The organism is Martinezella miluonensis, assembly GCF_900094545.1.
Taxonomy (GTDB): Bacteria; Pseudomonadota; Alphaproteobacteria; order Rhizobiales; family Rhizobiaceae; genus Rhizobium; species Rhizobium miluonense.
On the sequence record NZ_FMAH01000016.1, the window covers coordinates 44,322 to 70,052 of the forward strand.

30 protein-coding genes are annotated in these 25,731 nt (G+C 61.4%); 21 read left to right on the top strand and 9 right to left on the bottom strand.

Annotated features, from left to right (window positions below; genetic code table 11):
* Window positions 1-30 precede the first annotated feature (30 nt).
* From typA to ppa, 3 genes are all read left to right on the top strand, one after another.
* The gene (gene typA, locus GA0061102_RS14910; protein ID WP_092849619.1) at window positions 31-1,848 is read left to right on the top strand and encodes a translational GTPase TypA; all 1,818 of its coding nucleotides are present in this window, start codon (window positions 31-33) and stop codon (window positions 1,846-1,848) included.
* A gap of 201 nt (window positions 1,849-2,049) precedes the next feature.
* On the top strand, window positions 2,050-2,556 hold the full coding sequence (locus GA0061102_RS14915) for a GNAT family N-acetyltransferase (RefSeq protein ID WP_092849621.1): 507 nt from the start codon (window positions 2,050-2,052) through the stop codon (window positions 2,554-2,556).
* A gap of 97 nt (window positions 2,557-2,653) precedes the next feature.
* On the top strand, window positions 2,654-3,190 hold the full coding sequence (gene ppa / locus GA0061102_RS14920; protein ID WP_092849624.1) for an inorganic diphosphatase: 537 nt from the start codon (window positions 2,654-2,656) through the stop codon (window positions 3,188-3,190).
* On the opposite strand, the gene GA0061102_RS14925 is transcribed toward ppa, so the two are convergent.
* Together GA0061102_RS14925 and GA0061102_RS14930 are read right to left on the bottom strand one after the other, a co-directional pair.
* A complete protein-coding gene (locus GA0061102_RS14925) occupies window positions 3,191-3,505 on the bottom strand; it encodes a DUF167 domain-containing protein (protein WP_092849626.1) in 315 nt (104 codons plus the stop codon). It abuts the gene before it with no gap.
* On the bottom strand, window positions 3,502-3,825 hold the full coding sequence (locus tag GA0061102_RS14930; RefSeq protein ID WP_092849629.1) for a YggT family protein: 324 nt from the start codon (window positions 3,823-3,825) through the stop codon (window positions 3,502-3,504). The genes GA0061102_RS14925 and GA0061102_RS14930 overlap by 4 nt, the downstream gene beginning before the upstream one ends.
* 112 nt (window positions 3,826-3,937) lie before the next feature.
* Here GA0061102_RS14930 and GA0061102_RS14935 point away from each other — a divergent pair, with 112 nt between their 5' ends.
* Window positions 3,938-5,194 (top strand): MFS transporter, encoded by a 1,257-nt coding sequence (locus tag GA0061102_RS14935; RefSeq protein ID WP_092849632.1) that lies wholly within the window; start codon window positions 3,938-3,940, stop codon window positions 5,192-5,194.
* A gap of 42 nt (window positions 5,195-5,236) precedes the next feature.
* On the opposite strand, the gene GA0061102_RS14940 is transcribed toward GA0061102_RS14935, so the two are convergent.
* The 6 genes from GA0061102_RS14940 to hemC all read right to left on the bottom strand — a co-directional run bounded on the left by GA0061102_RS14940 (window position 5,237) and on the right by hemC (window position 11,129).
* The gene (locus tag GA0061102_RS14940) at window positions 5,237-5,962 is read right to left on the bottom strand and encodes a glutamine amidotransferase (protein ID WP_092849966.1); all 726 of its coding nucleotides are present in this window, start codon (window positions 5,960-5,962) and stop codon (window positions 5,237-5,239) included.
* Window positions 5,955-6,440 (bottom strand): tellurite resistance TerB family protein, encoded by a 486-nt coding sequence (locus tag GA0061102_RS14945; protein WP_092849640.1) that lies wholly within the window; start codon window positions 6,438-6,440, stop codon window positions 5,955-5,957. Before GA0061102_RS14945 ends, GA0061102_RS14940 begins: the two co-directional genes overlap by 8 nt.
* A gap of 50 nt (window positions 6,441-6,490) precedes the next feature.
* Window positions 6,491-8,092 (bottom strand): heme biosynthesis protein HemY, encoded by a 1,602-nt coding sequence (locus GA0061102_RS14950; RefSeq protein WP_092849644.1) that lies wholly within the window; start codon window positions 8,090-8,092, stop codon window positions 6,491-6,493.
* A gap of 15 nt (window positions 8,093-8,107) precedes the next feature.
* Window positions 8,108-9,385 (bottom strand): COG4223 family protein, encoded by a 1,278-nt coding sequence (locus GA0061102_RS14955; protein WP_092849647.1) that lies wholly within the window; start codon window positions 9,383-9,385, stop codon window positions 8,108-8,110.
* A gap of 79 nt (window positions 9,386-9,464) precedes the next feature.
* Window positions 9,465-10,193: a uroporphyrinogen-III synthase gene (locus tag GA0061102_RS14960; protein ID WP_092849649.1), complete on the bottom strand. Its 729-nt coding sequence runs from the start codon at window positions 10,191-10,193 to the stop codon at window positions 9,465-9,467.
* 6 nt (window positions 10,194-10,199) lie between these two features.
* Entirely contained in the window at window positions 10,200-11,129 is a 930-nt protein-coding gene (gene hemC / locus GA0061102_RS14965; protein ID WP_092849655.1) for a hydroxymethylbilane synthase, read from the bottom strand.
* An 84-nt stretch (window positions 11,130-11,213) separates the two neighbouring features.
* On the opposite strand from hemC, the gene tsaD reads away from it, so the two are divergent.
* The 7 genes from tsaD (at window position 11,214) to GA0061102_RS15000 (ending at window position 15,543) form a co-directional block, all read left to right on the top strand.
* Window positions 11,214-12,311 (top strand): tRNA (adenosine(37)-N6)-threonylcarbamoyltransferase complex transferase subunit TsaD, encoded by a 1,098-nt coding sequence (gene tsaD / locus GA0061102_RS14970; RefSeq protein ID WP_092849658.1) that lies wholly within the window; start codon window positions 11,214-11,216, stop codon window positions 12,309-12,311.
* On the top strand, window positions 12,308-13,297 hold the full coding sequence (locus GA0061102_RS14975; RefSeq protein ID WP_092849667.1) for an NAD(P)H-dependent glycerol-3-phosphate dehydrogenase: 990 nt from the start codon (window positions 12,308-12,310) through the stop codon (window positions 13,295-13,297). Before tsaD ends, GA0061102_RS14975 begins: the two co-directional genes overlap by 4 nt.
* 52 nt (window positions 13,298-13,349) lie before the next feature.
* Complete coding sequence (locus GA0061102_RS14980) at window positions 13,350-13,649, top strand: hypothetical protein (protein WP_092849974.1); 300 nt, start codon at window positions 13,350-13,352, stop codon at window positions 13,647-13,649.
* Entirely contained in the window at window positions 13,646-14,077 is a 432-nt protein-coding gene (locus GA0061102_RS14985) for a PIN domain-containing protein (RefSeq protein WP_092849676.1), read from the top strand. The genes GA0061102_RS14980 and GA0061102_RS14985 overlap by 4 nt, the downstream gene beginning before the upstream one ends.
* A 69-nt stretch (window positions 14,078-14,146) precedes the next feature.
* Window positions 14,147-14,440 carry a YciI-like protein gene (locus GA0061102_RS14990; protein ID WP_092849682.1) on the top strand — a complete coding sequence of 98 codons (294 nt, stop codon included), beginning with the start codon at window positions 14,147-14,149 and terminating at the stop codon, window positions 14,438-14,440.
* Window positions 14,441-14,443: 3 nt separating this feature from the next.
* Window positions 14,444-14,875 (top strand): EVE domain-containing protein, encoded by a 432-nt coding sequence (locus GA0061102_RS14995; RefSeq protein ID WP_092849691.1) that lies wholly within the window; start codon window positions 14,444-14,446, stop codon window positions 14,873-14,875.
* A gap of 17 nt (window positions 14,876-14,892) precedes the next feature.
* Window positions 14,893-15,543 (top strand): class I SAM-dependent methyltransferase, encoded by a 651-nt coding sequence (locus tag GA0061102_RS15000; RefSeq protein ID WP_092849695.1) that lies wholly within the window; start codon window positions 14,893-14,895, stop codon window positions 15,541-15,543.
* Window positions 15,544-15,627: 84 nt separating this feature from the next.
* Here GA0061102_RS15000 and GA0061102_RS15005 read toward each other — a convergent pair whose 3' ends face one another.
* Window positions 15,628-16,029, bottom strand: a complete 402-nt coding sequence (locus tag GA0061102_RS15005) for a hypothetical protein (RefSeq protein ID WP_092849698.1) — start codon at window positions 16,027-16,029, stop codon at window positions 15,628-15,630.
* 302 nt (window positions 16,030-16,331) lie between these two features.
* On the opposite strand from GA0061102_RS15005, the gene sdhC reads away from it, so the two are divergent.
* The 10 genes from sdhC to sucD all read left to right on the top strand — a co-directional run bounded on the left by sdhC (window position 16,332) and on the right by sucD (window position 25,653).
* A complete protein-coding gene (sdhC, locus tag GA0061102_RS15010) occupies window positions 16,332-16,730 on the top strand; it encodes a succinate dehydrogenase, cytochrome b556 subunit (protein WP_092849701.1) in 399 nt (132 codons plus the stop codon).
* Between the two features lie 66 nt (window positions 16,731-16,796).
* Window positions 16,797-17,177, top strand: a complete 381-nt coding sequence (gene sdhD, locus GA0061102_RS15015) for a succinate dehydrogenase, hydrophobic membrane anchor protein (protein ID WP_092849709.1) — start codon at window positions 16,797-16,799, stop codon at window positions 17,175-17,177.
* Window positions 17,178-17,184: 7 nt separating this feature from the next.
* On the top strand, window positions 17,185-19,041 hold the full coding sequence (gene sdhA, locus GA0061102_RS15020) for a succinate dehydrogenase flavoprotein subunit (protein ID WP_092849712.1): 1,857 nt from the start codon (window positions 17,185-17,187) through the stop codon (window positions 19,039-19,041).
* A gap of 17 nt (window positions 19,042-19,058) precedes the next feature.
* Window positions 19,059-19,838, top strand: coding sequence for a succinate dehydrogenase iron-sulfur subunit (locus GA0061102_RS15025; RefSeq protein ID WP_092849717.1), 780 nt, complete (start codon window positions 19,059-19,061; stop codon window positions 19,836-19,838).
* 291 nt (window positions 19,839-20,129) lie between these two features.
* On the top strand, window positions 20,130-20,651 hold the full coding sequence (locus GA0061102_RS15030) for a protease inhibitor Inh/omp19 family protein (RefSeq protein WP_092849983.1): 522 nt from the start codon (window positions 20,130-20,132) through the stop codon (window positions 20,649-20,651).
* Window positions 20,652-20,713: 62 nt separating this feature from the next.
* Complete coding sequence (gene zapE, locus GA0061102_RS15035; RefSeq protein WP_092849720.1) at window positions 20,714-21,877, top strand: cell division protein ZapE; 1,164 nt, start codon at window positions 20,714-20,716, stop codon at window positions 21,875-21,877.
* Window positions 21,878-22,057: 180 nt separating this feature from the next.
* Window positions 22,058-23,020, top strand: a complete 963-nt coding sequence (gene mdh / locus GA0061102_RS15040; RefSeq protein ID WP_092849721.1) for a malate dehydrogenase — start codon at window positions 22,058-22,060, stop codon at window positions 23,018-23,020.
* Between the two features lie 27 nt (window positions 23,021-23,047).
* Window positions 23,048-24,241: an ADP-forming succinate--CoA ligase subunit beta gene (gene sucC, locus GA0061102_RS15045; protein ID WP_092849724.1), complete on the top strand. Its 1,194-nt coding sequence runs from the start codon at window positions 23,048-23,050 to the stop codon at window positions 24,239-24,241.
* 5 nt (window positions 24,242-24,246) lie between these two features.
* Entirely contained in the window at window positions 24,247-24,738 is a 492-nt protein-coding gene (locus GA0061102_RS15050) for a DUF1579 family protein (RefSeq protein ID WP_092849730.1), read from the top strand.
* Between the two features lie 12 nt (window positions 24,739-24,750).
* A complete protein-coding gene (gene sucD, locus GA0061102_RS15055; RefSeq protein ID WP_092849735.1) occupies window positions 24,751-25,653 on the top strand; it encodes a succinate--CoA ligase subunit alpha in 903 nt (300 codons plus the stop codon).
* Window positions 25,654-25,731: the final 78 nt, after the last annotated feature.

A 25,731-nucleotide genomic window follows, 5' to 3' on the forward strand; every position in this document is an offset into this window, starting at 1 on the left:
ACTGCGCCCCAGCCTCAGAGATAAAGACATATGGCACTTCGCAACATCGCGATCATCGCGCACGTTGACCATGGGAAAACCACCCTCGTCGACGAGCTCCTGAAGCAGTCCGGCTCCTTCCGCGAGAACCAGCGCGTTGCCGAACGCGTCATGGATTCGAACGACCTCGAAAAGGAACGCGGCATCACCATTCTCGCCAAGGCGACCTCGGTCGTCTGGAAGGATACCCGCATCAACATCGTCGACACACCCGGCCACGCCGACTTCGGCGGTGAAGTCGAGCGTATTCTCTCGATGGTGGATGGCGCGATCGTTCTCGTCGACGCCGCTGAAGGCCCGATGCCGCAGACAAAGTTCGTCGTCGGCAAGGCTCTGAAGGTTGGCCTGCGCCCGATCGTTGCGATCAACAAGATCGACCGTCCGGATGCCCGCGCCGACGAAGTCATCAACGAAGTCTTCGACCTCTTCGCCAATCTCGACGCCACCGACGAGCAGCTGGACTTCCCGATCCTCTACGGTTCCGGCCGTAACGGCTGGATGAACTATTCGCCCGAGGGTCCGAAGGAAGAAGGCCTCGGCCCGCTTCTCGATCTTGTCGTCAAGCACGTTCCGCAGCCGACCGTCGGCGAAGGTCCGTTCCGCATGATCGGCACCATCCTCGAAGCCAACCCCTTCCTCGGCCGCATCATCACCGGCCGCATCCATTCCGGCTCGATCAAGCCGAACCAGGCCGTCAAGGTTCTGGGTGCCGACGGCAACCTCATCGAAACCGGCCGTATCTCGAAGATCCTCGCCTTCCGTGGTATCGAGCGTCAGCCGATCGAAGAAGCGCAGGCAGGCGACATCGTCGCCATCGCCGGCCTTTCCAAGGGCACCGTCGCCGACACCTTCTGCGATCCGCAGGTCACCGAGCCACTGATCGCGCAGCCGATCGACCCGCCGACCGTCACCATGTCGTTCATCGTCAACGACAGCCCCTATGCCGGCACCGAGGGTGACAAGGTTACCTCGCGCGTCATCCGCGACCGTTTGTTCAAGGAAGCCGAAGGCAACGTCGCGCTGAAGATCGAAGAAGCCGAAGGCAAGGATTCGTTCTACGTCTCCGGCCGCGGCGAATTGCAGCTCGCAGTTCTGATCGAAACCATGCGCCGCGAAGGCTTCGAGCTTGCCGTGTCGCGTCCGCGCGTCGTCATGCACAAGGACGAGAGCGGCCAGCTTCTTGAGCCGATCGAAGAAGTCGTCATCGACGTCGATGAAGAGCATTCGGGTATCGTCGTGCAGAAGATGTCGGAGCGTAAGGCCGAAATGGCCGAGCTGCGTCCGTCCGGCGGCAATCGCGTCCGTCTCGTGTTCTGGGCGCCGACCCGTGGTCTCATCGGCTACCAGTCGGAACTTCTGACCGACACGCGCGGCACCGCCGTCATGAACCGCCTGTTCCACGACTACCAGCCCTACAAGGGTGATATCGTCGGCCGCGTCAACGGCGTTCTGCTCGCCAACGAGTCCGGCGAAGCCGTGGCCTATGCCCTGTTCAACCTGGAAGACCGCGGCCCGATGATCATCGACGCCGGCGAGAAGGTCTATGCCGGCATGATCATCGGCATCCACACCCGCGACAACGACCTCGAAGTCAACGTGCTGAAGGGCAAGAAGCTCACCAACATCCGCGCCGCCGGCAAGGATGAAGCCGTGAAGCTGACGCCGCCCATCCGCATGACGCTCGACCGCGCTCTCTCCTGGATTCAGGACGACGAACTGGTCGAAGTCACGCCGAAGTCGATCCGCCTGCGCAAGATGTATCTCGATCCGAACGAGCGTAAGCGCTTCGAGAAGGCCCGTCTGGCCTGATAGCCAAACTGCCTGGAATCGTACGACCCCGGCCATTGTGCCGGGGTTTTTATTTTGTGTGTTCGGTTTTTGAGCCCTTGTCCTAAAGGTTAAAAAGTCGTTAATTTTTAGGGACGATCCACGGATAAAGCCTGTGGGCAAGTTTGCCATCTTTATGAATGAGGATGGTTAATTCGCGTTCGCGAGACCAGAGTAGACGTTATGAAGACGTTGTCGATTGATGTTCGGCGGGCAGAACCCCATGATGCCCGAGCCATTTCGGAGGTGCACCGCCAGTCGTGGCAGTACACCTATGCCGGCATCATTCCGCATCGCGCTCTTGGCCAGATGATCGAGCGCCGCGGCGAAGGCTGGTGGCGCAAGGCGACCAGCGGGCCGGCTACGCTGCTGGTTCTGGACGTTGCCGGCGAAATTGCCGGTTATGCCACGCTCGGGCTCAACCGTGCCCGCGCCCTTCCGCAGGAAGGCGAGATCTACGAGCTTTATCTGCGTCCGCAATATCAGGGTCTGGGCATGGGGCGCATGCTTTTCGGCGAGGCCCGCCGGCTGTTGAAGTCGCTCGGCTGCAAGGGGCTGGTGGTCTGGTGCCTAGAAGAAAATGAAAATGCCGATCGCTTCTATCGCGGCCAGGGCGGTGTCGATTTCTGCGAAGGCATCGAGACCTTCGATCACAGACGGCTTAAGAAGATCGGTTTCGTCTGGCCGTAAGCGCCAACTAAATCCGCCGCTTTTCCGATGCGTTGTTGCGTTGCGGCATGAATCCTATTATTTGGCGGGCGGCAACCATCCTTATTAGGGGACATGTATGCGTATCGACGCGATTTCCATTGGCAAGAACCCGCCCGAAGACGTCAACGTCATCGTTGAAGTGCCGGTCGGCGGTCATCCGATCAAGTACGAAATGGACAAGGAGGCCGGCACGCTGGTCGTTGACCGTTTCCTCTATACGCCGATGACCTACCCGGGCAATTACGGCTTCGTTCCTCACACCCTCTCCGAAGATGGCGACCCGATCGACGTGCTGATCGCCAGCACCCGTCCGCTGGTTCCCGGCTGCGTCATCAATGTTCGCCCGATCGGCGTGCTGAAGATGGAAGACAATTCCGGCAAGGACGAGAAGATCATCGCCGTTCCGTCGCCGAAGCTGACGCTGCGCTACGAGAAGGTCAAGGAATATACCGATCTTCCGGAAATCACGGTGAAGCAGATCGAGCACTTCTTCGAGCACTACAAGGATCTGGAACCCGGCAAGTGGGTCAAGATCTTCGGCTGGGGCGGTTCCAAGGAAGCTGGCGAACTCATCATCGAAGCTATCGAGCGCGCCAAGAAGGCAAAGGCCTGATCAGCCCTTCGCGATAGCGTTTAATCTTTCTGCCAAATCCTCCGGGTCGCCATCGATCCGGAGGATTTTTTTACGAGCGGTATCGCCGCTGAGCAGCTCGAGCGAGGATTTGGGGATGCCGAGGCTCTTGGCAAGCAGCGCGATCAGCGCCTTGTTGGCCTTGCCCTTCTCCGGCGCGACCGAGACGCGCGCCTTCAGATAGCATTCGCCATCGCTGCCGGTCTCAACGCCATCAATCGCGTCGCGCCCGCCATTGGGCGTGAGACGCACGGATAGTCGCAGGTGATCCGAGGACGCCTGCCAGGGCCTGTTCACCGCAGGAACAGCGGAACCAGCGAGTTCCACATCAGCGACCTAATGAAGAAGATGATGAGCAGCAGGATGACCGGCGAGATGTCGATGCCGCCGAGATCGGGCAGGATGCGGCGGATCGGGCGCAATGCCGGCTCGGTGACCGCATAAAGGAAGCTGCCGATGGAGCTGACGAACTGATTGCTCGAATTGATGACGTTGAAAGCATAGAGCCAGGAAAAGATAGCGCTGCCGATCAGCACCCAGGTGTAAAGATTCAAAGCCAGATCAATGGTTTGAAATAAAGCGAGCATGTCCGTCTCCATTTCGCGGTTGACAGACATGTAGACATTGACGACTAAACGGGCAAGTCCCATGCTCCGAAGCATGTTGAATCATGTTTAAAAGGCCGGTGTCTGCATTTGCGCCGGCTGTCGCGCCGGAAAGTCTCGTCCCATGTCGTTCGCTGCCAGCGGAGACCGGTTTGCCGCCTTCAGGCACATTGCCTATACCTATTTCTTCTTCGCTCGGTTTTTGACAGCTTTTGCCACCCAGATCGTCAGCGTCTCGGTCGGCTGGCAGATGTATGACCACACCGGAAATCCCGCCTATCTTGGCTTGATCGGCCTTGTGCAGTTCCTCCCCTCCCTGTTGCTGATCCTGGTCACCGGTACGGTGGCCGACCGCTATAACAGGCGCAGGGTTGCGGCGATCTGCATCTTCGTCGGCATGCTGTGCACGGCGGCACTTCTCTTCCTCACCGTCAGCGGCACATTTGCGCCCCTGCCGGTTTTCATGATCCTCGCCGTTTTCGGCGTCGAGCGTGCCTTCATGACACCGTCGATGCAGTCGCTGGCGCCCAACCTCATTCCGCCGCAGGATCTGTCCAATGCGGTGACGTGGAACTCGATGTCCTGGGATGCCGCCGCCGTTCTCGGCCCTGTCGCCGGTGGTTTGCTCTATGGCGTCAGTGCCAGCGCATCCTACACGGTGGCCGTGATGTTCCTGGCCGCCGGCTCTATCCTGACTTTCCTGATCCCGAAGCCGCATCAGCGTGCCGCGCAGCAATCGAAAAGCATGAACGAGATCCTCGCAGGCTTCCGCTTCATCTGGTCGGAGAAAGTGGTGCTTGGCGCTGTTTCGCTCGATCTCTTCGCCGTGCTGCTCGGTGGTGCGGTGGCGCTGATGCCGGTCTATGCGCGCGATGTCCTGACGCTTGGGCCTTGGGGGCTCGGCCTCCTGCGCGCTGCCCCCAGCTTCGGCGCGATCGCCATGGGCCTGTTTCTGGCGACCTATCCCATCCGGCACCGTGCCGGCCTCTATATGTTCGTCGGTGTCGCCCTGTTCGGTGTGGGCACGCTGGTCTTCGGCATCTCGCATACGCCGTGGCTGTCGATAGCAGCTCTTGCAGTCATGGGGGCATCCGACCTGATCTCGGTCTATGTCCGCGAAACCCTAATCACGCTCTGGACGCCGGATCACGTCCGCGGCCGCGTCAATGCCGTCAACATGGTCTTCGTCGGGGCGTCGAATGAGCTTGGCGAGTTTCGAGCCGGCATCATGGCGCATTATTTCGGCGCGATCCCCGCCGTCGTCATCGGAGGTCTCGGCACGCTGACGGTCGCTATTCTCTGGGCGGCCGGGTTCCCGCAGCTTCGCCAGATCGACAGCTTGAACGCGCCGGATCGCAAGGGCGAGCCGCAACCGGCTTGAGGCTGCCGGAAGCGGCCCTTTCGATTTAAGGTTTTCGTCGCCTCAGGCAGCCATCGCCTGCTTGCCCTCGAAGACGAGATCGAGGAATTCCGACAGCCAGGCCCTGAGCGCGGCGTCGAAGATCATCCGACCTTCCAGATGCTCGCGGCCCTGCTGGGCGTTCGGCATGCAGAAGCGATGTTCGCCATGCACGACCCAGCGCTGCATCATGGCGCGCGTGAGTTCGGCGTGAAACTGCAGGCCCCAGGCGTTGGCACCATAGCGATAGGCCTGGTTCGGGTAGGTCTCGGCCGTGGCAAGCAGATCTGCGCCGTGCGGCAGCTCGAAGCCCTCGCGATGGAAATGATAGACCATCTGCGGCCAGCGCATCAGCAGCCGGCCCTTTTCCGTCGGCTGAAGCGCATACCAGCCGATCTCGGTCTTGCCGTCATCGCGCGCCTTCACCTTGGCGCCGAGATGGCGGGCGAGCAACTGCGCCCCGAGGCAGATGCCGAGATAGGGCCGGTTCTCCTTGAGGGGAACCTTCAGCCAGTCGGTCTCCCTCTTGATGAACTCCTCCGGGTCGTTGGCGCTCATCGGGCCACCGAAGATGACGGCGCCGGCATGAGCCGAAAGCGTCGAAGGCAGGTGATCGCCGAGAACCGGGCGGCGGATATCGAGATCGTAGCCCTTCTCCAGCAGCATTTGGCCCACACGGCCGGGGCTGGAGCGCTCCTGGTGCAGGACGATCAATATCGGTCGGCCGGCGCTCCTCGGTGCTTCAATCATCATTGCCTGTCTCCACCCTGGAACCGGGCACGCGTGCGGCTGCTTCCTGGCGCTTCATGATGCGCTCGCGATCGGAAATGCCCATGAGGTCGGCAATGCGCCAGATCGCATGGTCTTCCATCTCGCTACGCTCGCCGTCGGCATAGACGATATCCCAGAGTATGCCGAGCAGCTCGAGCCGCTGAGCACTGTCGAGATGGCGCTTCAGATCCGATGTGAAACGATAGTAATCGACGGCTTCGCTTTCGGCTTCTTGGCCGGCGGCGATCAGTGCATCGAGCTGGCGGCCTTCGAGGCCATATTGGCTCTTCAGCAGCTTGCGCAGCCTCTTCTTCTCGCTGTTCTCGATCTTGCCGTCCGCCTCCATGACCTGGATACAGAGCGCTGCCACTGCGACGCGCGGGTCGTCGGGTGCAAAGCCGGATTTGGGGTGGTCCTGGGTCAGGTTATGAAGGAATTCCTGAAAGCGTTCGAACATCCGTATCCATTCTCAAAGCAAGCCGAGTAGGGTTCTTGGGGTACCGCACTCTAGAACAACTTGAGCCGCGTCTTGGGTTCCGGTTCAAGTTTTCGATCTTTCACGCCCGGGTCGTCGGGAGCACCGCCGAAAAAGGGCCGTGGTTCCGGCTCCCTTTGTATCTGCTGCCGCGACGCAGCGGACGCGCTCGGCGCGGACTTCGCCGCCGTCGGTTCCAATTCCATGACATAGGTATTAGTTGCTGGCGATGCAACTTTCGGTGAAGCCGCCGTCTCGGCCACGGTTGCGGTCTCGCGTACCGGCGGCAGCGATTTCAGCGCCGCATCGACGGATACGGCCGAACCTTCTTCCACCGGGCCCTCGATCTGGTCGAAAGGCGCCTTCCATTCGAAGGCGTCGAGGCGGCCCGTGACCGGCGACAGCGGCAGCCATTTTTCGGAGACGAAGCCATCGGCGACCCAGGCCGGATCGCGCGGAGCTCGCAGCGCCTGCGCCATCCAGTGGCGCATACGCCCCTGATCGCCGGTTTCGGCCTCTTCGATATCGGCCAGAAGCAGGAAGGCGCCCTCGCGGGCATCGATCCTGGCTGCTGCTTCGGCCTTGGCGCGGGCCTTGCTGAAGTCGCGAGCATCCAGCGCCGCCTTTCCGGTCAGCAGCAGCGCCTCGACATTGTTCGGGCGGATGGCTTCCAGCCGCTCGGCACGCTTCAGGCGGTCGGTGACGGAATCGCCGCTGCGGGCACGCACATAGGCCTTGCCGATCTCGGGATTTGGATCCGCCTTCCAGACCTGTTCGAGCATGGACGCCGCCTTGCGCACCTTGTCCTCGCGAAACAAGGCCCTGGCCGCGATCAGCGCCGCAGGCACGAAATCGGTCACAAGCTTCAGTGCAGCCAGCGCATCGTCGCGCGCGCCGGCCGGATCGCTCTCCAGTCTGTCGTTGGCGCGTGCCGTCAAAAGCACGGCGCGTTGGCGATTGGCCGTGGTCTTGTCGACGACGTGGGCAACCTTCTGCTGGTCGAGAAGCTTGATGGCATCATCCCAGCGACCGGACTGGCTGCGATATTCCAGCGTCGCTTGTGCCGCCCAGGGCAGGTAGGGGGCCTGGTCGGCCGCCTTCTCGGCATATTGCCGCGCGGCTTCATGCGCGCCGAGACGCCTGGCTTCGAGGTAGAGGCCGCGCAGACCGAGCTCGCGCGTTTCGGGATCGTTCGCCATCAGCTCGAACTTCTGACGAGCCTCGTCATGTTTGCCTTCGATCAATGCCGCCTGGGCCTCAAGCAGATTGATGAGCGGCTCCTGATCGGCGCGGATCAGGCCGCGCGTGCGCGCCGCCATTTTTCGGGCGAGCAGGGCATTGCCGGCGCCGGCGGCAATTAGCCCCGTGGACAGCGCCTGGTAGCCGCGATCGCGCGTGCGGGCGCGGAAATAGCGGGTGACGGAATGTGGCGAAGTCCAGATCAGCCGCACGAACCACCAGAGGATCATGACGGCCGCGACCAATGCGATCAAGATCGCTGCGGCAACGATCAATCTGGTCCGGTAAAGCTGGCCTTCCCAAACCAGCGAGAGGTCGCCGGGCCGATCCGCCAGCCAGGAAAAACCATAGCCGAGAGCGAGGACGAGAATGGCGAAGATAAGCAGTCTGATCATTGCTGCGCTCCGTCCCTAGTTCTGCTTTCCGGTATTGGCGATTGCCTTCGACAGCGCATCGCTTACCAGATCCTCAACTCGGATGCGGGCTTCCAGCGACTGCTTGAAGGCGGCGGAGGCCGACTTGGCGGCATCGGGCAGGCTGTTCCACTCGTTGACCGCGCCCGGCAGATCGCCATTCTTCACCTTGTCTTCGAAACGCGCGGCGATCGCATCGACGCTGTCGCCCGGGAAGTTGCCGACAGGGCGCACCTGCACCAGGGACTTGGCGCTCGACATCAGCCGATCGCTCCAGCTCTGGTTCGGATTGTCGTTCTGCGCGGTGGCGACGATGGCGGTCGCGACATCGGTGACCTGGCGGATCAAATCGGCGCGCGAGGGAACGCCGGTCTGGGCGAAATTCTTGAGATCGGCGACGGCAGGGTCGTCAGACGCGACATTGGCGAAGGTATCGAGTTCTGGCCGGAAGGGGCCGCCGCGATCGATCGCAGCCTTCAGGGCGGCCGCCGCGATAGCGCGGGCAACGGCGCTTTCCTGGCTTGGCCCGCTCAGCTTCTTTTCGGCGTTGTCGAGACGCTTGCTGACTTCGGCATCGGAGGTGGCCTGGCTCTGGGTGGCCTTGCTGAGATCGGCTTTCAGCTGCTCAACTTCGCCGCTCAGCGAAGCGATCTTCTGATCGGAAGCCGGATTTGCGGCTCCGCTTGATCCGCCTGCCGAAGAGGCGCCGGCAGCACGCGTCTCGAGCGCCGATACGCGGGCGACAAGCGCCTCGTCCGGCTTTGCTGCAGGTGCTGCGGCGAGATTGGCGATGCTGTGTTTGAGACCGTCGATTTCTGCATTCAATGCCGTGATATCGGCAGATGCGTCCTTGCCGGCGCGGCCGCCGGGCAGGAAACCGGCATATTGCAGGGCTCCGGCGCCGACGAGTGCGATCAGGCCGCCGACGATACCGGCGGCGATCAGGCCGGAGGTTGAACCTTCACGCCGTAGCTGCTGCTGTGGCCGCTCGGCAACGGAAGGCGCAGGCTCCGCCTGCTTTGCTTGCTGTGCCGTCGTTTGCTGTTCTTCCGGGGCGGAGGCGAAGATCGACCCCCGAGCTTCCTCGCGAAGCGGCTCCTTGTCCGTTTCGAGCGGCATTTCCACTTCATTGGCGGAGGATGAGCCGAATTCGCCGTGGCTGCGCTCCGTGATATCCTCGGAGGCTGCGCTCTGCGCAGTTTTTTCGGCTTCCAGATCGATCGTGACCGGCTCGTTGTTGGGCTTCGAATGGTTAGGCGGTTTTCCCGGTACCATGAGGTCCTCTTTTCATGCGCTGCAACGAAGTTAGACAGACAACGCGATTATGGAAAGAGCTTAGATCAAAATTGCGGCCTTACCCTGCGACAAGCAGCGCCAGAAGTCGGTCTTCATCCGGCGTGTCGGCGATGGCGATGTGTGGACGCATGCCGGCCGGAACCGCTTCGGCAATGGCTTCGCTCAGGCAGAGGAAACGTGTCCCCGCGAAGATCGCTGGGTTTTCCTGCACGAAGGGCAAGCTGAAAAAGCGCTGCGCCGTCTGCTGGGAATAAAACAATACCGCGTCTGCCTGCGGGTCGACGAAAAGTCGGCGAAGGGCACCATCCTCGGGGATGACATCGCGCATCCTATAGCATTCCACCGTGCGGAAAGGTCGCTTCAGCTTAGTCAATCCGGCTTCGAAACCGGCAGCGCGGGGGTGGCCCGCGAGATAGAGGAGGGGGCTTTCGGCAGGGTTGGCCGCATGACCGGAAATCAGAGCCGCCAGCTCGGTGCCGCCGCCTTCCGATGCGGCAATATCGATGAAGCCGAGGGCGGCTGCCTCCTTGGCCGTTACCTTGCCGACGGCAAAGACCGGGCGGCCGAGGTGCTGTGCGACATCGGCCCCCAACGCGGCCAGAACCCGAACCGCTTCGGCGCTGGTGACGGCGATGGCGCCCCGGGTTTCCAGGAGTGCGCGTCTCGCATCGTCGACATGATGGATCGGCTCTGCCAATGGCAGCAACAATGCTTCGTGGCCCATCCGCGCCAGTCGTCCGATGGTGCGTTCACCCGAAAGTAGCGGGCGGGTGACGACGACGCGCATTGGATGTCAGACCCAGTCTTCGAAGAAGGTGCTGCCCGCTTCGGTACGAATCGCCTGGCCGGCATTGACGCCGAGCGCCTCGGCATCGCGGCGATGGCCCTCGATAGTGGTGGTGTGCACCTGCTTGCCATCCGGCGTCAGGATCATGCCAAAGAACCGCAGATGATCCCCCTCGCAGATCGCGTAGCCGGCAATCGGCGTGCGACAGGAACCGTCGAGTGCCGCCAGGAAGGCGCGCTCGCAGGATACAGCATCGAAGGTCTGTGCATCATTGATGGCGACCAGCAGGTCGCTCGTCCTCTTGTCGTCGATGCGGCTTTCGATGGTGATCGCGCCTTGTGCCGGCGCCGGCGGGAATTCGTCTGGATCGAGGATTTCGGTGATGACCTCGACATTGCCGAGCCGCTTCAGGCCGGCAACGGCGAGCAGCGTCGCATCCGCCTGTCCCTCTTCCAGCTTGCGAAGGCGGGTCTGGACCGAGCCGCGGAAGGTGATGACGTTGATATCCGGGCGCAGGCGGCGGACCAGCGCCTGGCGGCGCAGCGAGGCCGAGCCGACGGTTGCGCCGTGCGGCAGGTCGATCAATTTCGGTGCTGTGCGGCCAATGACGGAATCGCGAATGTCTTCGCGGGGTAGGTAGGCGTTAAGCGCCAGCCCGTCGGGCAGCTTCGTCGCCATGTCCTTGGCCGAGTGCACGGCAAAGTCGAGTTCGCCGGAGGTCAGCTTTTCTTCGAGCTCCTCCGTGAACAGGCCCTTGCCACCGATTGCCGCCAGCGACCGGTCGGTGATGCGGTCGCCCTTGGTGGTGAGAACGACGATTTCGAACATCTCCTCCGGAAGGCCATGCGCTGCCATCAGGCGGTCACGCGCCTCGTGCGCCTGGGCGAGCGCCAGCGGGCTGCCCCGCGTGCCGATCCGGAAAGGTTTTGTTTGCATCCGCTTTGATCCGTTGTTACCGACAGTTCCCGTAACCATATTTCCGCTTTATCGCAATCGACCTGTAGGCAACGAACTTTCTCCATGGCGTCCATTCTTCGTATTCTCGGCATCGAAACAAGCTGTGACGAAACCGCTGCAGCCATTGTCGAACGCCGGGATGACGGCACGCCCACGGTTTGTTCCGATGTCGTCCTCAGCCAGCTGGACGAACATAGCGCCTATGGCGGCGTCGTGCCGGAAATCGCTGCGCGGGCGCATGTCGAGGCGCTGGATACGCTGATCGACGAAGCATTGAAACGCGCCAATGTGTCGCTCTCGGACGTCGATGCCATTGCCGCCACCTCCGGTCCCGGTCTCATCGGTGGGCTGCTCGTCGGCTTGATGACCGGCAAGGCGATCTCGCGTGCGACAGGCAAACCATTATACGCCATCAACCATCTGGAAGGCCATGCCTTGACGGCGCGGCTGACGGACGGGCTAGCCTTTCCCTATCTCATGCTGCTCGTTTCCGGCGGCCATACCCAGCTTATCCTCGTGCGCGGCGTCGGCCAATATGAGCGTTGGGGCACGACCATCGACGACGCCCTTGGTGAAGCCTTCGACAAGACGGCCAAGCTTCTGGGATTGCCCTATCCTGGTGGCCCGGCGGTCGAGGCAGCCGCCAAGAACGGCAATCCGGACCGCTTCGATCTGCCGCGACCGCTGGTCGGCGAAACGCGCCTCGATTTTTCCTTTTCCGGCCTGAAGACGGCCGTGCGACAGGCGGCTACGGCAATCGCGCCGGTGACGGAGCAGGACATCGCCGATATCTGCGCCTCCTTCCAGAAGGCGATCTCGCGCACGTTGAAGGACCGGATCGGCCGCGGCTTGCAGCGCTTCAAGACGGAGTTTCCCAAGACGGCGGAAAAGCCGTCGCTTGTCGTGGCCGGCGGCGTTGCCGCCAATCTCGAACTGCGCCGCACGCTGCAGGAGCTTTGCGATGCTAATGGCTTTCGTTTCATCGCGCCGCCATTGAGATTGTGTACTGACAATGCCGTCATGATCGCCTGGGCGGGGCTCGAGCGCATGGCGACGGGTGTTGCTCCTGACGATCTCGATGTGCAGCCGCGCTCGCGCTGGCCGCTGGATCAGAAGGCTGAAACCCTACTGGGCCACGGCAAACGAGGAGCGAAGGCATGAGCGGCAATGAGAGGATCGCAGTCATCGGTGCAGGTGCCTTCGGCACGGCGCTCGCGGCCGTCATCGCGCTGACCGGCCGCAGCGACGTGACGCTCGTCGGGCGCAATGCGGGGCTGATGACGGATCTTGCCGCCGATCGCATGCATGATGCCGTTCTGCCCGGGATCGAGCTTCCGGATTCGCTGCAGTTCTCGGCCGATGCGGATGCCGTTTCCAATGCCGGTATCGTCCTTTTCGCCATGCCCTCGCAGGCGCAGGCCGATGCTGCCCGGCATTATGGACCTTATCTCGCCAAGGATGCCATCGTCGTTACCTGCGCCAAGGGTATCGACAAGCTTTCCGGCGATCTTCTGACTGACATGCTGGAGCGCGAGCTGCCGCAGCATGCGATCGCCGTGCTCTCCGGGCCGGGCTTTGCCGCCGATATCGCCAAGGGCCTGCCGACGGCCATGGCGATCGCCGCTGCCGACATGGCCGTGGCCGAAAGGCTTGCCCAGGCAATTTCCGGCCCGACCTTCCGTCTCTATGCATCGGATGACCGTATCGGCGTGCAGCTCGGCGGCGCGCTGAAGAATGTGCTGGCCATTGCCTGCGGCATCGTCGAGGGGCGGGGCATCGGCGATTCTGCGCGCGCCGCACTGATCAGCCGCGGGCTTGCCGAAATGTCGCGCTTCGTCGCGGCCAAGGGCGGCAAGGCGGAAACGGTGCGCGGGCTTTCGGGCCTCGGAGACCTCGTGCTGACGGCGACCAGCCATCAATCCCGCAATCTCAGATTCGGTATCGCGCTTGGCCAGGGAGACACCGTCGATCCGGCGCATGGCACCTTGGTCGAGGGCGCTTATGCTGCTTCCATCGCCGCGCGGCTCGCCGGCGAACTCGGCGTCGACATGCCGATTACCGACGCAGTTTCGGCCATCATCGATGGCAAGCTCGACATAACAGCCGCCATCGGGCAATTGATGACGCGGCCGATTACCACGGAATAGCTTGAATGTCGGCGTCGCCCTGGATATATTACTGGATATACAGGGAGCGGCTATGAGTAACTCGCAAAAGCGCGCAATTCAGAACTACCGTTCTCGTCTCGGAGAGCGCGGTCTCGCTCGCTTCGAGGTGCTCGGGCTTGATGCCGACCGTACTCTTATTAGAGAGATGGCACGGCGATTGGCAGAAGGCGGAACTGAATCGGCCCGACTTCGCGATGTACTGACCAAGACCGTTTCAGGAGACCCGCCGAAAAAAGGCGGCGTTTACGCCTGGCTACGCAGCTCGCCCCTTGTCGGGACCGATATCGATCTTGAAAGGGTTAAGGGCAAGGTGCGCGAGATCGATCTTTGACCCGCTATTTGCTCGATACCAATATCATCAGCAACACGATCAAACCCGAACCGTCGCCTAACCTCGTGCGATGGTTCGAGGCTCAACTGGATGACGATCTTTTCATCGCAGCGTCCACGATCGCTGAAATTCAGCGTGGCATCCTGATCATGCCGGTGGGACGCAAGCGTGATGATCTTGAGGCATGGTTTCTCGGCGGTCAGGGACCTCAAGCGTATTTTGCAGGCCGCATTCTTCCCTTTGATGAGAATGCCGCTTTGATTTGGGCGCAGCTTATGGCCGAAGGCAGGGCGGTGGGAAGGCAGCGTGACCCGATGGACATGTTGATCGCTTCTGCCGCAATCGCGAACGAATGCACTATCGCCACGGGTAATGAAGCCGACTTCTGGGGCCTCGATATCATCAATCCCCTTCGCGCAGAAATGTGATGACCTGGGGCGATTGAACCTTTATCCGTCATCGTCGATAGATTTCGATTTCCTTGGGAGAATTAAGTCATGCTGTTCGCCTTTGTCTGCAAGGACAAGCCCGGTTACCTGAACGTCCGCATGGAGACGCGCCCGGCGCATCTGGAGTATCTGAACAAGCTCAATGCCGAAGGCACGCTGAAGATGGCAGGTCCGTTCCTCGATGCCGAAGGCAAGCCGAACGGCAGTCTGGTGGTCGTCAAGGTCGATAGCGTCGAAGCGGCGGTCGCGATCGCGGATGCCGACCCTTATACCAAGGCCGGCTTGTTCGAGAGCGTCGAAATCAAGCCGTTCAACTGGGTCTTCAACAATCCGGAGGCATGAGGAATGGCGCACTGGCTTTATAAATCCGAACCGGCCTCCTGGTCCTGGCAGCAGCAAAAGGATGCCGGCGACAAGGGGACCGAGTGGACCGGCGTGCGCAACTATCTCGCCCGCAACAACATGCGGGCCATGCAGATCGGCGACAAGGGCTTCTTCTATCATTCCAATGATGGGCTCGAGGTCGTCGGCATCGTCGAAGTCTGCGCGCTGGCGCATCCGGATTCGACCGCCAAGGACGATCTTCGCTGGGAATGCGTCGACATCCGCGCCGTCCGCGACATGCCCAAGCCCGTGTCCCTGAAGGACGTCAAAGCCAATCCGAAGCTTTCGCAAATGGCGCTGGTCACCTCCATGCGGCTTTCGGTGCAGCCGGTGACGGATGAGGAATGGCTCGAAGTCTGCCGCATGGGCGGTCTGGACAACCCGCCGGTCTAACCCGGCTGAAGGACGTTGTGAAAACCGATCCGGAAAGCTTTATCCGTGCTAACACCAGCCTGATGGCGCCGCCGCATGTGCCGGAAATCCGGTTGCATCTCGCGAGCGAAGCCCATGAACTCTGGCTGAAGACCGAGGAGGAGCTGGAAGAGATCGGTCTGCCGCCGCCCTTCTGGGCCTTTGCCTGGGCGGGTGGCCAGGGTTTGGCGCGCTACATCCTCGATCATCCGGAGACCGTGACGGGCAAAACCGTTCTGGATTTTGCCAGCGGCTCCGGGCTTGTCGCCATCGCGGCCAGGCGTGCAGGGGCAAGCCATGTGCTTGCCGTCGATATCGATCCGTGGGCGGGCACGGCAATCCAGCTCAATGCCGTTGAAAATGGCGTCGATCTGGAGTTTTCCGGCGACGATATTATCGGCCGTGCTGTGGAGACGGATGTCATTCTCGCCGGTGACGTCTTCTACGATCGCGATTTTGCTGCAAGCCTCGTTCCCTGGCTGCGCCGGTTGGCGGGCGAAGGGAGGACCGCTCTGGTCGGCGATCCCGGCCGGGCCTATCTTCCCAAGGATCGCCTCGAGGCAAAGGCGACCTATCAGGTGCCGGTCACGCGGGCACTGGAGGATAGCGAGGTCAAGAAGACGACCGTCTGGCGATTTCTCGCCGGGTAGAGCGGTCAAGCGTCGTGCAATCGCTTTCGCAGCATTCTGGGCGGAAAACCGCGACGCAACTTTCCTGGCTTGGATCGGACGGCGTTAGGGCCGAATCACGCAGACGCCGGCTTCATGCGAGCAGGGATCGGCGGCGTAGCGGACATTGATGACCTTGGCGCGCGGCCTTGGCTGTACTGCGACAGGACGCGCATAGGGATTGTAGCCACCGTAGCCGACAATATAGGTGCCGCCATTGGCCTGATAGACGTCCGCAGTGCCGGCATAGGTGCCGGCGCTTGCGGCCTCATGCCGCTCCATAAGGATGATTCTGGCCGGTTGCTGTTGCCCGAAGCCCTGCGGAGACGATATCTGCGCCAGGCGCACGAGGCCTGAACGATCGTGGTGACGCCAGTGGCGAAATTCGCCTGCGAGCGCCGATGTCGAGGAAAAAGCGGCGGCTGCCGTCAAAACGAGCGCTGCTGCCTTGAAAAGATGCGGCCTCATGATTCGTCCCGTTTCCATCCGTTAATGAAATCTTAACGGCAGATTGCCCCAAGAACGGCTCGAAGTCCACGTCAGGGTTGATGAAATGGTAAATAGCCCGGAATGAGGAGTCCGTCGCTGCATGCTCGCTAAAGTGCAGCGCGATCCGAATCGATTAAATTCGATGCAGGCATCAATAGTGCTTGTCGATAGGCATTTCGGCGATTAATGGTCGCAATGATGCAACGCACACTGCACGTCCCTGTGCGCGCGTTGCCCCGGAGATCCGGGTTCTCAGCGTATCGTAACGCCGCGAGGTTCTGATGGCGAACGTCACACAAAACCGGCCCCTGTCGCCGCACCTGCAAATCTACAAACCCATTCCCACCATGGTCATGTCGATCGTCCACCGTATTACCGGCGGCGCGCTCTACTTCGGCACGGTGCTGGTTGCCTGGTGGCTGATTGCCGCTGCGACCGGTCAGGGCTATTTCGACCTGGTCAACTGGATCATGGGCACGATCGTCGGCCGGATCATCCTGTTTGGCTATACTTGGGCGCTGCTGCATCACATGCTCGGCGGGATGCGCCATTTCGTCTGGGATCTCGGCTATGGTTTCGACCCTGCCGTTTCGACGAAGATGGCCAAGATCACGATCATCGCCTCGATCTGTCTGACCGTACTGGTCTGGGTCATCGGCATCGCCATCCGGCTGGGTTGAACTGGCATGATCGTTTCCGAAAGCGCAGGGATGCCTTTCGGGATTATGCTTTAGAGGATATTTCTCATGGATATGCGCACCCCTTTGGGCAAAGTCCGCGGTCTCGGTTCCGCCAAGGAAGGCACCGATCATTTCTGGCGCCAGCGCCTGACCGCCGTCGCCAACGTTCCGCTCTTCATTTTCTTCGTCATCTTCCTGTTGATCTATGCCGGCGCGCCCTACGCGGAAGTCGTGCACGCGCTGTCGAACCCGATCGTCGCGGTCATCATGGGCCTGATGGTGATCTCCGGCATCATTCACATGAAGCTCGGTATGCAGGTCATCATCGAGGACTATGTGCACGGCGAATTCGGCAAGATCGTCCTTCTCATGCTCAACACGTTTTTCTCGGTCATTCTGGCGGGGCTCTGTCTTTTCGCCATTCTGAAGATCGCGTTCGTAGGATAAATGCATCATGGCACCGAACTCATCCGCTCAGAATGGGCCTGCTCAAAATGGGAAAGCCTATAAGTACGTCGATCACTCCTATGACGTGATCGTCGTCGGCGCCGGCGGCGCCGGCCTGCGCGCCACGCTCGGCATGGCCGAACAGGGCTTCCGCACCGCCTGCATCACCAAGGTCTTCCCGACCCGTTCGCATACCGTCGCCGCCCAGGGCGGCATTGCCGCCTCGCTGCGCAACATGACGCCCGACAGCTGGCAGTGGCACCTCTACGACACCGTCAAGGGCTCCGACTGGCTCGGCGACGTCGACGCCATGCAGTACATGGTCATGGAAGCGCCGAAGGCCGTCTACGAACTCGAGCACTACGGCGTGCCCTTCTCGCGCAACGAAGAAGGCAAGATCTATCAGCGCCCGTTCGGCGGCCACATGCAGAACTACGGCGAAGGACCGCCGGTGCAACGCACCTGCGCGGCGGCCGACCGTACCGGCCACGCCATCCTGCATACGCTTTATGGCCAGTCGCTGCGCAACAACGCTGAATTCTTCATCGAATATTTCGCGCTCGACCTTATCATGTCCGACGATGGCAGCCGCTGCACCGGCGTCGTCGCCTGGTGCCTCGATGACGGCACGATCCATCGCTTCGCCGCCAAGATGGTGGTGCTGGCGACCGGCGGCTACGGCCGCGCCTATTTCTCGGCGACCTCGGCCCATACCTGCACCGGCGACGGCGGCGGCATGGTGGCCCGCGCCGGCCTGCCGCTGCAGGACATGGAATTCGTGCAGTTCCATCCGACCGGCATCTACGGTTCGGGCTGCCTGATTACCGAAGGTGCACGCGGCGAAGGCGGTTATCTCGTCAATTCGGAAGGCGAGCGCTTCATGGAGCGCTATGCTCCTTCGGCCAAGGACCTTGCCTCGCGTGACGTCGTTTCGCGCTGCATGACGCTGGAAATCCGCGAGGGCCGTGGCGTCGGCAAGAACAAGGACCACATCTTCCTGCATCTGGACCATCTCGATCCGGCCGTGCTGCACGAGCGCCTGCCGGGTATTTCCGAGAGCGCCCGCATCTTCGCCGGCGTCGACGTGACCCGCGAGCCGATCCCGGTGCTGCCGACCGTTCACTACAACATGGGCGGCATTCCGACGAACTACTGGGGCGAAGTGCTGAACGCCGACAGCAACAATCCCGAGCGCATCCTGCCAGGCCTGATGGCCGTCGGCGAAGCCGGCTGCGCCTCGGTGCACGGTGCCAACCGCCTTGGCTCCAACTCGCTGATCGACCTTGTCGTCTTCGGCCGCGCCGCTGCCATCCGCGCCGGTCAGGTCATCGACCGCGATGGTCCGGTGCCGGCGGTTAACGTTGCAGCCTGCGACAAGATCATGGATCGCTTCGATCGCCTGCGTCACGCCAGCGGCTCGACGCCGACAGCGGCGCTGCGTGAGAAGATGCAGCGCGCCATGCAGGAAGACGCCGCCGTGTTCCGCACCCAGGAATCGCTGGAGTCCGGCTGCCGCCGCCTTTCGGAAATCTGGAAGGACCTGCCCGACATCAAGGTCACCGACCGTTCGCTGATCTGGAACTCCGACCTCGTCGAGACGCTCGAACTGCACAATCTGATGGCCAACGCCATCACGACGATCTACGGCGCCGAGGCCCGCAAGGAAAGCCGCGGCTCGCATGCCCGCGAGGATTACACCGAGGGCAAGTTCGCCGGTCGCGACGACGACAACTGGCGCAAGCATACGCTTGCCTGGGTCAACGACGCCGGCGACGTGAAGCTCGACTATCGTCCCGTTCACACCGACCTGATCGCCGAAGGCATCGATCCGCACAAGATCGAGCCGAAGGCACGCGTGTACTGATCTGAGAGGAACTGACCATGGTTGAACTCGCTCTCCCCAAGAACTCTCAGATGCGCGAAGGCAAGGTCTGGCCGAAGCCGGTTGGCGCCAAGAATACGCGCGAATTCCGCGTCTATCGCTGGAGCCCGGATGACGGCCAGAATCCGAGCATCGATACCTATTATATCGATATCGACGATTGCGGCCCGATGGTGCTCGACGGTCTGCTCTACATCAAGAACAAGATCGATCCGACGCTGACGCTGCGCCGCTCCTGTCGCGAAGGCATTTGCGGCTCCTGCGCGATGAACATCGACGGCACGAACACGCTCGCCTGCACCAAGGGTCTGGACGAGATCAAGGGCACGGTGAAGATTTATCCGCTGCCACACATGCCCGTCGTCAAGGACCTCGTGCCGGATCTGACGAACTTCTACGCGCAGCATCGCTCGATCGAGCCCTGGCTGAAGACGGTATCGCCGCCGCCGGCCAAGGAATGGAAGCAGAGCCATGAAGACCGCCTGAAGCTCGACGGTCTCTACGAGTGCATCCTGTGCGCCTGCTGCTCGACCTCCTGTCCGAGCTATTGGTGGAACGGCGACCGCTATCTCGGTCCGGCCGTCCTGCTGCAGGCCTATCGCTGGCTCATCGACTCCAGAGACGAAGCCAAGGGCGAGCGCCTCGACAACCTCGAGGATCCCTTCCGCCTCTATCGCTGCCACACGATCATGAACTGCGCCCAGACTTGCCCGAAGGGTCTGAACCCGGCAAAGGCAATTGCCGAAATCAAGAAGATGATGGTCGAGCGGCGGATCTAACCCGCCGTTTGGGTTTGCCTCGCATTCGGATCCGTCTGCGAGGCGAGGCCGGATCGCAGTCCTGCTAGATTGGCTGGGATGACCATAAGATGCTGAATTCGTCTTCCGATTTTGTTTGCGTAAGGTTTGCCAGATCAAGCCTTGAAACCACCCGATTCTTGTCCAGCTATGGCCTTGTGGCAATTTATGGCGGTATCGACTTGATTAACCAAAGTGAAATACGATAATTCCCACGTCATTGAGCATCACTTTGCAAGTGTCAGCGGTGGACAAATAATTAGGAGTGTGATGATGCAGTTCAGATATGCAGTGACGGCTGCGGCGATAGGTTTGTCGCTTGCCGGTTGCCAGCGCACGGCATACAACGACAGTTATTCAGCCCCGCCACTGCAGGCCCAGCCTGTTAATCCCGTACAATCCAGCCAGCTTCCTCCCGCAGGCGGTGCGAACGGTTCGCAATTCCCGGCCGCACCGACGGGCGCCCCGAATGCAGGCAATCCGCAGCAGCAGCAGGCGATGGCCGCTTCCGCCATGGACGTTACCAAGGAATCGATGGTCGGCAGCTGGAAGGTGAGCAACGGCGGATCGAGCTGCGACATGTTCCTGACGCTCACCAATCTCGGTAGCGGCTCGCGCGGTGGTACGCGCGGTTGCTCGGGCGAACTCACCGCGATGGGTTCGTGGGAAGTTTCCGGCAAGCAGGTTCTCCTGAAAAATCGCGACGGCTCCACGATCGGCACGATCTACAAGACGGCCGATTCGCGCTTTGATGGCTCGACCGCGTCCGGTCAGCCGCTCAGCCTCAGCCGATAAGCTTATCTTAAGGGGCTGCACCGCTTGCGTGCGCCCCCATTTGCACAGGCGGATATTTCCCCATGCAGCCCATGCCAGACTACTCGATCAGCGTCTGCGAACATCTGAAGGCGCTGACGGCATCCGGATCCTTGCAGGTGGATTCGGCGCAGATGGATGTGGCGAAAATGCTCGATCGCGTGCTTGCCGATCTCAAGCGGAAGCGGCCTGCCGCCAAGTCCAGCGCGCTCGGCTGGATGTTTGCCGCCCGCAGAAAGTCGGTCGAGGCGACCAAAGGTCTCTATATTCACGGCAGCGTCGGACGCGGCAAGACCATGTTGATGGACATGTTCTTCTCTATGGCGCCCTGCCAGAAGAAGCGCCGGGCGCATTTTCACGAGTTCATGACCGATGTGCATAATCGCATCGCGGCTCAGCGGCGGAAATTCAAGAACGGCGAGACCAAGCAGACCGATCCTCTGCCGCCCGTTGCCGCTGACCTCTACGCCGAAGCCGAGCTGCTTTGTTTCGACGAGTTCACCGTCACCGACATTGCCGATGCGATGATCCTGTCGCGGCTGTTTGCCGAGCTGTTCTCGCTGGGCTGCGTGCTGGTCGCGACCTCGAATGTCGAGCCGGACAATCTCTATCGCGACGGGCTCAATCGCAGCCTGTTTTTGCCCTTCATCGATCTGCTGAAGCGCCATGTCGATGTGGTGACGCTGGATTCGCCGACCGACTACCGCATGGAGAAACTGAACAGCCAGCCCGTCTATCTGACGCCGCTCGACCAGCGCACCGATATGGCGATGGATGCGTCCTGGGTGCAGGCGCTGCATGGGCGCAAGGCACAGCCGATGGAGATTCCGATGAAGGGGCGCTCCATCCATGTGCCGCTCGCGGTCGACCGCATGGCGCGGTTCTCCTTCGCCGATCTCTGCGAGGCACCGCTGGGGCCTGCCGATTTCCTCGCCATCGCCGAACGCTTCGACACGATCTTCCTCGATCGAGTGCCGATGTTAGGGCCGGAAAAGCGCAACCAGACGAAGCGTTTCATCATCCTCATCGACACGCTCTACGATCACTGCATCCGCCTTTATGTGTCTGCGGCCGCCATGCCGGAGCATCTCTTGGAGGTGCGGCGAGGGACGGAAGGTTTCGAATTCGACCGCACGGCGTCGCGGCTTTTCGAGATGCGCAGCGCCGAGTATCTTGCACAGACTCCGGCAAGACGGGCCGCCGAATAACATTTCGGTGACATGATGACTTACGTTTACGTAAGAATTTTTCGATCTAACCGATTGAAATCGCTGCTCTCAAAATAATCAATTGCCAATTTCCGCCTTTGGGTCTATGCGATTGGCGGCTATTGTGGATGCCTTGCTCGGCGTCCCGCCACGGATTTTGATCGCAAAGGATACACCGAAATGGCGCGCAACAAGATCGCACTTATTGGTTCTGGCATGATTGGTGGCACGCTGGCGCATCTCGCCGGCCTGAAGGAACTGGGCGACATCGTCCTGTTCGACATCGCGGACGGCATCCCCCAGGGCAAGGGTCTCGACATCGCCCAGTCTTCTCCGGTCGAAGGCTTCGACGCCAACCTCACCGGTGCCAGCGACTATTCCGCGATCGAAGGCGCCGACGTCTGCATCGTCACCGCCGGCGTTCCCCGCAAGCCGGGCATGAGCCGCGACGATCTTCTCGGTATCAACCTCAAGGTCATGGAGCAGGTCGGCGCCGGCATCAAGAAGTATGCCCCGAATGCTTTCGTGATTTGCATCACCAACCCGCTCGACGCCATGGTCTGGGCGCTGCAGAAGTTCTCGGGCCTCCCGGCCAACAAGGTCGTCGGCATGGCCGGCGTGCTCGACTCGTCGCGCTTCCGTCTCTTCCTCGCCAAGGAATTCAACGTTTCCGTCGAAGACGTCACCGCTTTCGTTCTCGGTGGCCATGGCGACTCGATGGTTCCGCTTGCTCGCTACTCCACCGTTGCCGGCATCCCGCTGACGGATCTCGTCACCATGGGCTGGCTCACCAGCGAGCGCCTCGAAGAAATCATCCAGCGCACCCGTGACGGCGGCGCCGAAATCGTCGGCCTGCTCAAGACCGGTTCCGCTTATTACGCTCCGGCCGCTTCGGCCATCGCGATGGCCGAATCCTACCTCAAAGACAAGAAGCGCGTTCTGCCTTGCGCCGCTCACCTCGACGGCCAGTACGGCGTCAAGGACATGTATGTCGGCGTTCCCACCGTCATCGGTGCCGGCGGTATCGAGCGTGTCATCGAGATCGACCTGAACAAGGCCGAGAAGGAAGCCTTCGACAAGTCGGTCGCGGCCGTCGCCGGCCTCTGCGAAGCTTGCGCCACGATCGCGCCGTCGCTGAAGTAATTTCCGCGTTCCAACAGGGATAAGTCCATGAACATTCATGAATACCAGGCCAAGGCGCTGTTGAAGAGCTATGGCGCACCCGTCGCGGACGGCGTTGCCATCTTCTCCGCCGACGAGGCCGCCGCCGCTGCCAAGCAGCTTCCAGGCCCGCTTTACGTCGTCAAGAGCCAGATCCATGCTGGCGGCCGCGGCAAGGGCAAGTTCAAGGAACTCGGCCCGGACGCCAAGGGCGGCGTTCGTCTCGCCAAGTCGGTTGACGACGTCGTCGCCAACGCCAAGGACATGCTCGGCAACACGCTGGTGACAAAGCAGACCGGCCCGGCCGGCAAGCAGGTCAACCGCCTCTACATCGAAGACGGCGCCGATATCGACCGCGAACTGTATCTCTCGATCCTGGTTGACCGTTCCGTCGGCCAGGTTGCTTTCGTCGTTTCGACCGAAGGCGGCATGGACATCGAGACCGTCGCACACGATACGCCGGAAAAGATCATCACCGTTGCCATCGATCCGGCGACGGGTGTTACGGCTGCGAACACTGCCGCCCTTTCCGACGCGCTGAAGCTCGAAGGGGCTGCTCGCGAAGACGCCGCAAAGCTCTTCCCGATTCTCTACAAGGCCTTCGTCGAGAAGGACATGGCGCTGCTCGAAGTCAACCCGCTGATCGTCATGACCAACGGCCACCTGCGCGTCCTCGACGCCAAGGTTTCCTTCGACGGCAACGCCCTCTTCCGTCATGAAGACGTCCGCGCGCTCCGCGACACGTCGGAAGAAGACGAAAAGGAAATCCAGGCGCACGAATATGACCTCGCCTATGTCGCCCTCGACGGCAATATCGGCTGCATGGTCAACGGCGCCGGTCTTGCCATGGCGACTATGGACATCATCAAGCTCTACGGTGCTGAGCCGGCGAACTTCCTCGATGTCGGCGGTGGCGCTACCAAGGAAAAGGTCACGGCCGCCTTCAAGATCATCACTGCCGATCCGGCTGTCCAGGGCATTCTGGTCAACATCTTCGGCGGTATCATGAAGTGCGACGTCATTGCCGAAGGCGTGCTTGCAGCCGTCAAGGAAGTCGGTCTGAAGGTTCCGCTCGTCGTTCGCCTTGAAGGCACCAATGTCGAGCTTGGCAAGAAGATCATCAACGAATCCGGTCTCAACGTCATCTCCGCAGATGACCTGGACGATGCCGCCCAGAAGATCGTGAAGGCAGTCAAGGGCTGATCGGGATGGCTTCTTCCTTCGCTCCAACGACTGCTCATCTTCGCCTCGGTGCCTTTGCAGGCGCCTGGGAAGGGGAAGAGCGTGTCGCGGCTTCGGCCTGGACGAAGGAAGGAACGGCAACCGCGCAGCTCACGGCCGAGTGTCTGTTCGGCGGATTTTTCGTCGAACAGCGCTACGTGCAGACGCGGGACGGCAGCACATCGTTCGAAGCCCGGAACATTCTCGGCTTCGATGCGGCGGACCAGGCTTACAAGCTCTATCAGTTCGATACCGTGGGCTTCGTGCCCGCCTCGCCGGCTTCCGGCGAGTGGATCGACGACGAGCTTGTCCTGACCAAGGTCTCGCCGCGCGGTGTGCAGCGCACTCTCTTCCAGTTCGAAAATGAAGACTGCTACCGCATGGGCGTCACTTTCTCGCCCACCGGCAGCGATACATGGCAGGAGGTCGTCAGCGGCGTCTATCGTCGCGTTGCCTCCGCGTCTTCCAACCTCTCGTAACAAAGGCCTCGCATGTCTATTCTCATCAACAAAGACACCAAGGTTCTGGTTCAGGGCCTGACCGGCAAGACCGGCACTTTCCACACTGAACAGGCGCTTGCCTATCACGACACGAAGATGGTCGGCGGTATCCACCCCTCCAAGGGCGGTGAAACCTGGACCGGTTCCAAGGGCGAAAAGCTGCCGATCTTCAAGTCGGTCGCCGAAGGCAAGGAAGCAACCGGCGCCAACGCTTCGGTCATCTACGTACCGCCGGCAGGCGCTGCGGCTGCGATCCTCGAAGCGATCGAAGCCGAGATCCCGCTGATCGTCTGCATCACGGAAGGCATTCCGGTCGCCGACATGGTCAAGGTCAAGGACCGTCTCATCAAGTCCAAGTCGCGCCTGATCGGACCGAACTGCCCGGGCGTTCTGACGCCGAACGAATGCAAGATCGGCATCATGCCGGGCTCCATCTTCAAGAAGGGCTCGGTCGGCGTTCTCTCGCGTTCCGGCACGCTGACCTACGAAGCCGTGTTCCAGACCACCAATGAAGGTCTCGGCCAGACGACGGCTGTCGGCATCGGCGGCGACCCGGTCAAGGGCACTGAATTCATCGACGTCCTGGAAATGTTCCTCGCCGACGACGAAACCAAGTCGATCATCATGATCGGCGAAATCGGCGGTTCGGCAGAAGAAGATGCCGCACAGTTCCTCAAGGACGAAGCCAAGAAGGGCCGCAAGAAGCCGATGGTCGGCTTCATCGCTGGCCGTACGGCACCTCCCGGCCGCACGATGGGCCATGCCGGCGCCGTCATCTCCGGCGGCAAGGGCGGCGCGGAAGACAAGATCGCAGCGATGGAATCGGCAGGCATCCGCGTGTCGCCGTCGCCGGCGCGTCTCGGCAAGACGCTGGTGGAAGTCCTGAAGGGCTGAGCCTACCTATAGCAAGGCCGGACGGGACGGCATTCGCTTCTCCCGTCCGGCTTCGACATTCGCAAGTGCAGACCTGCG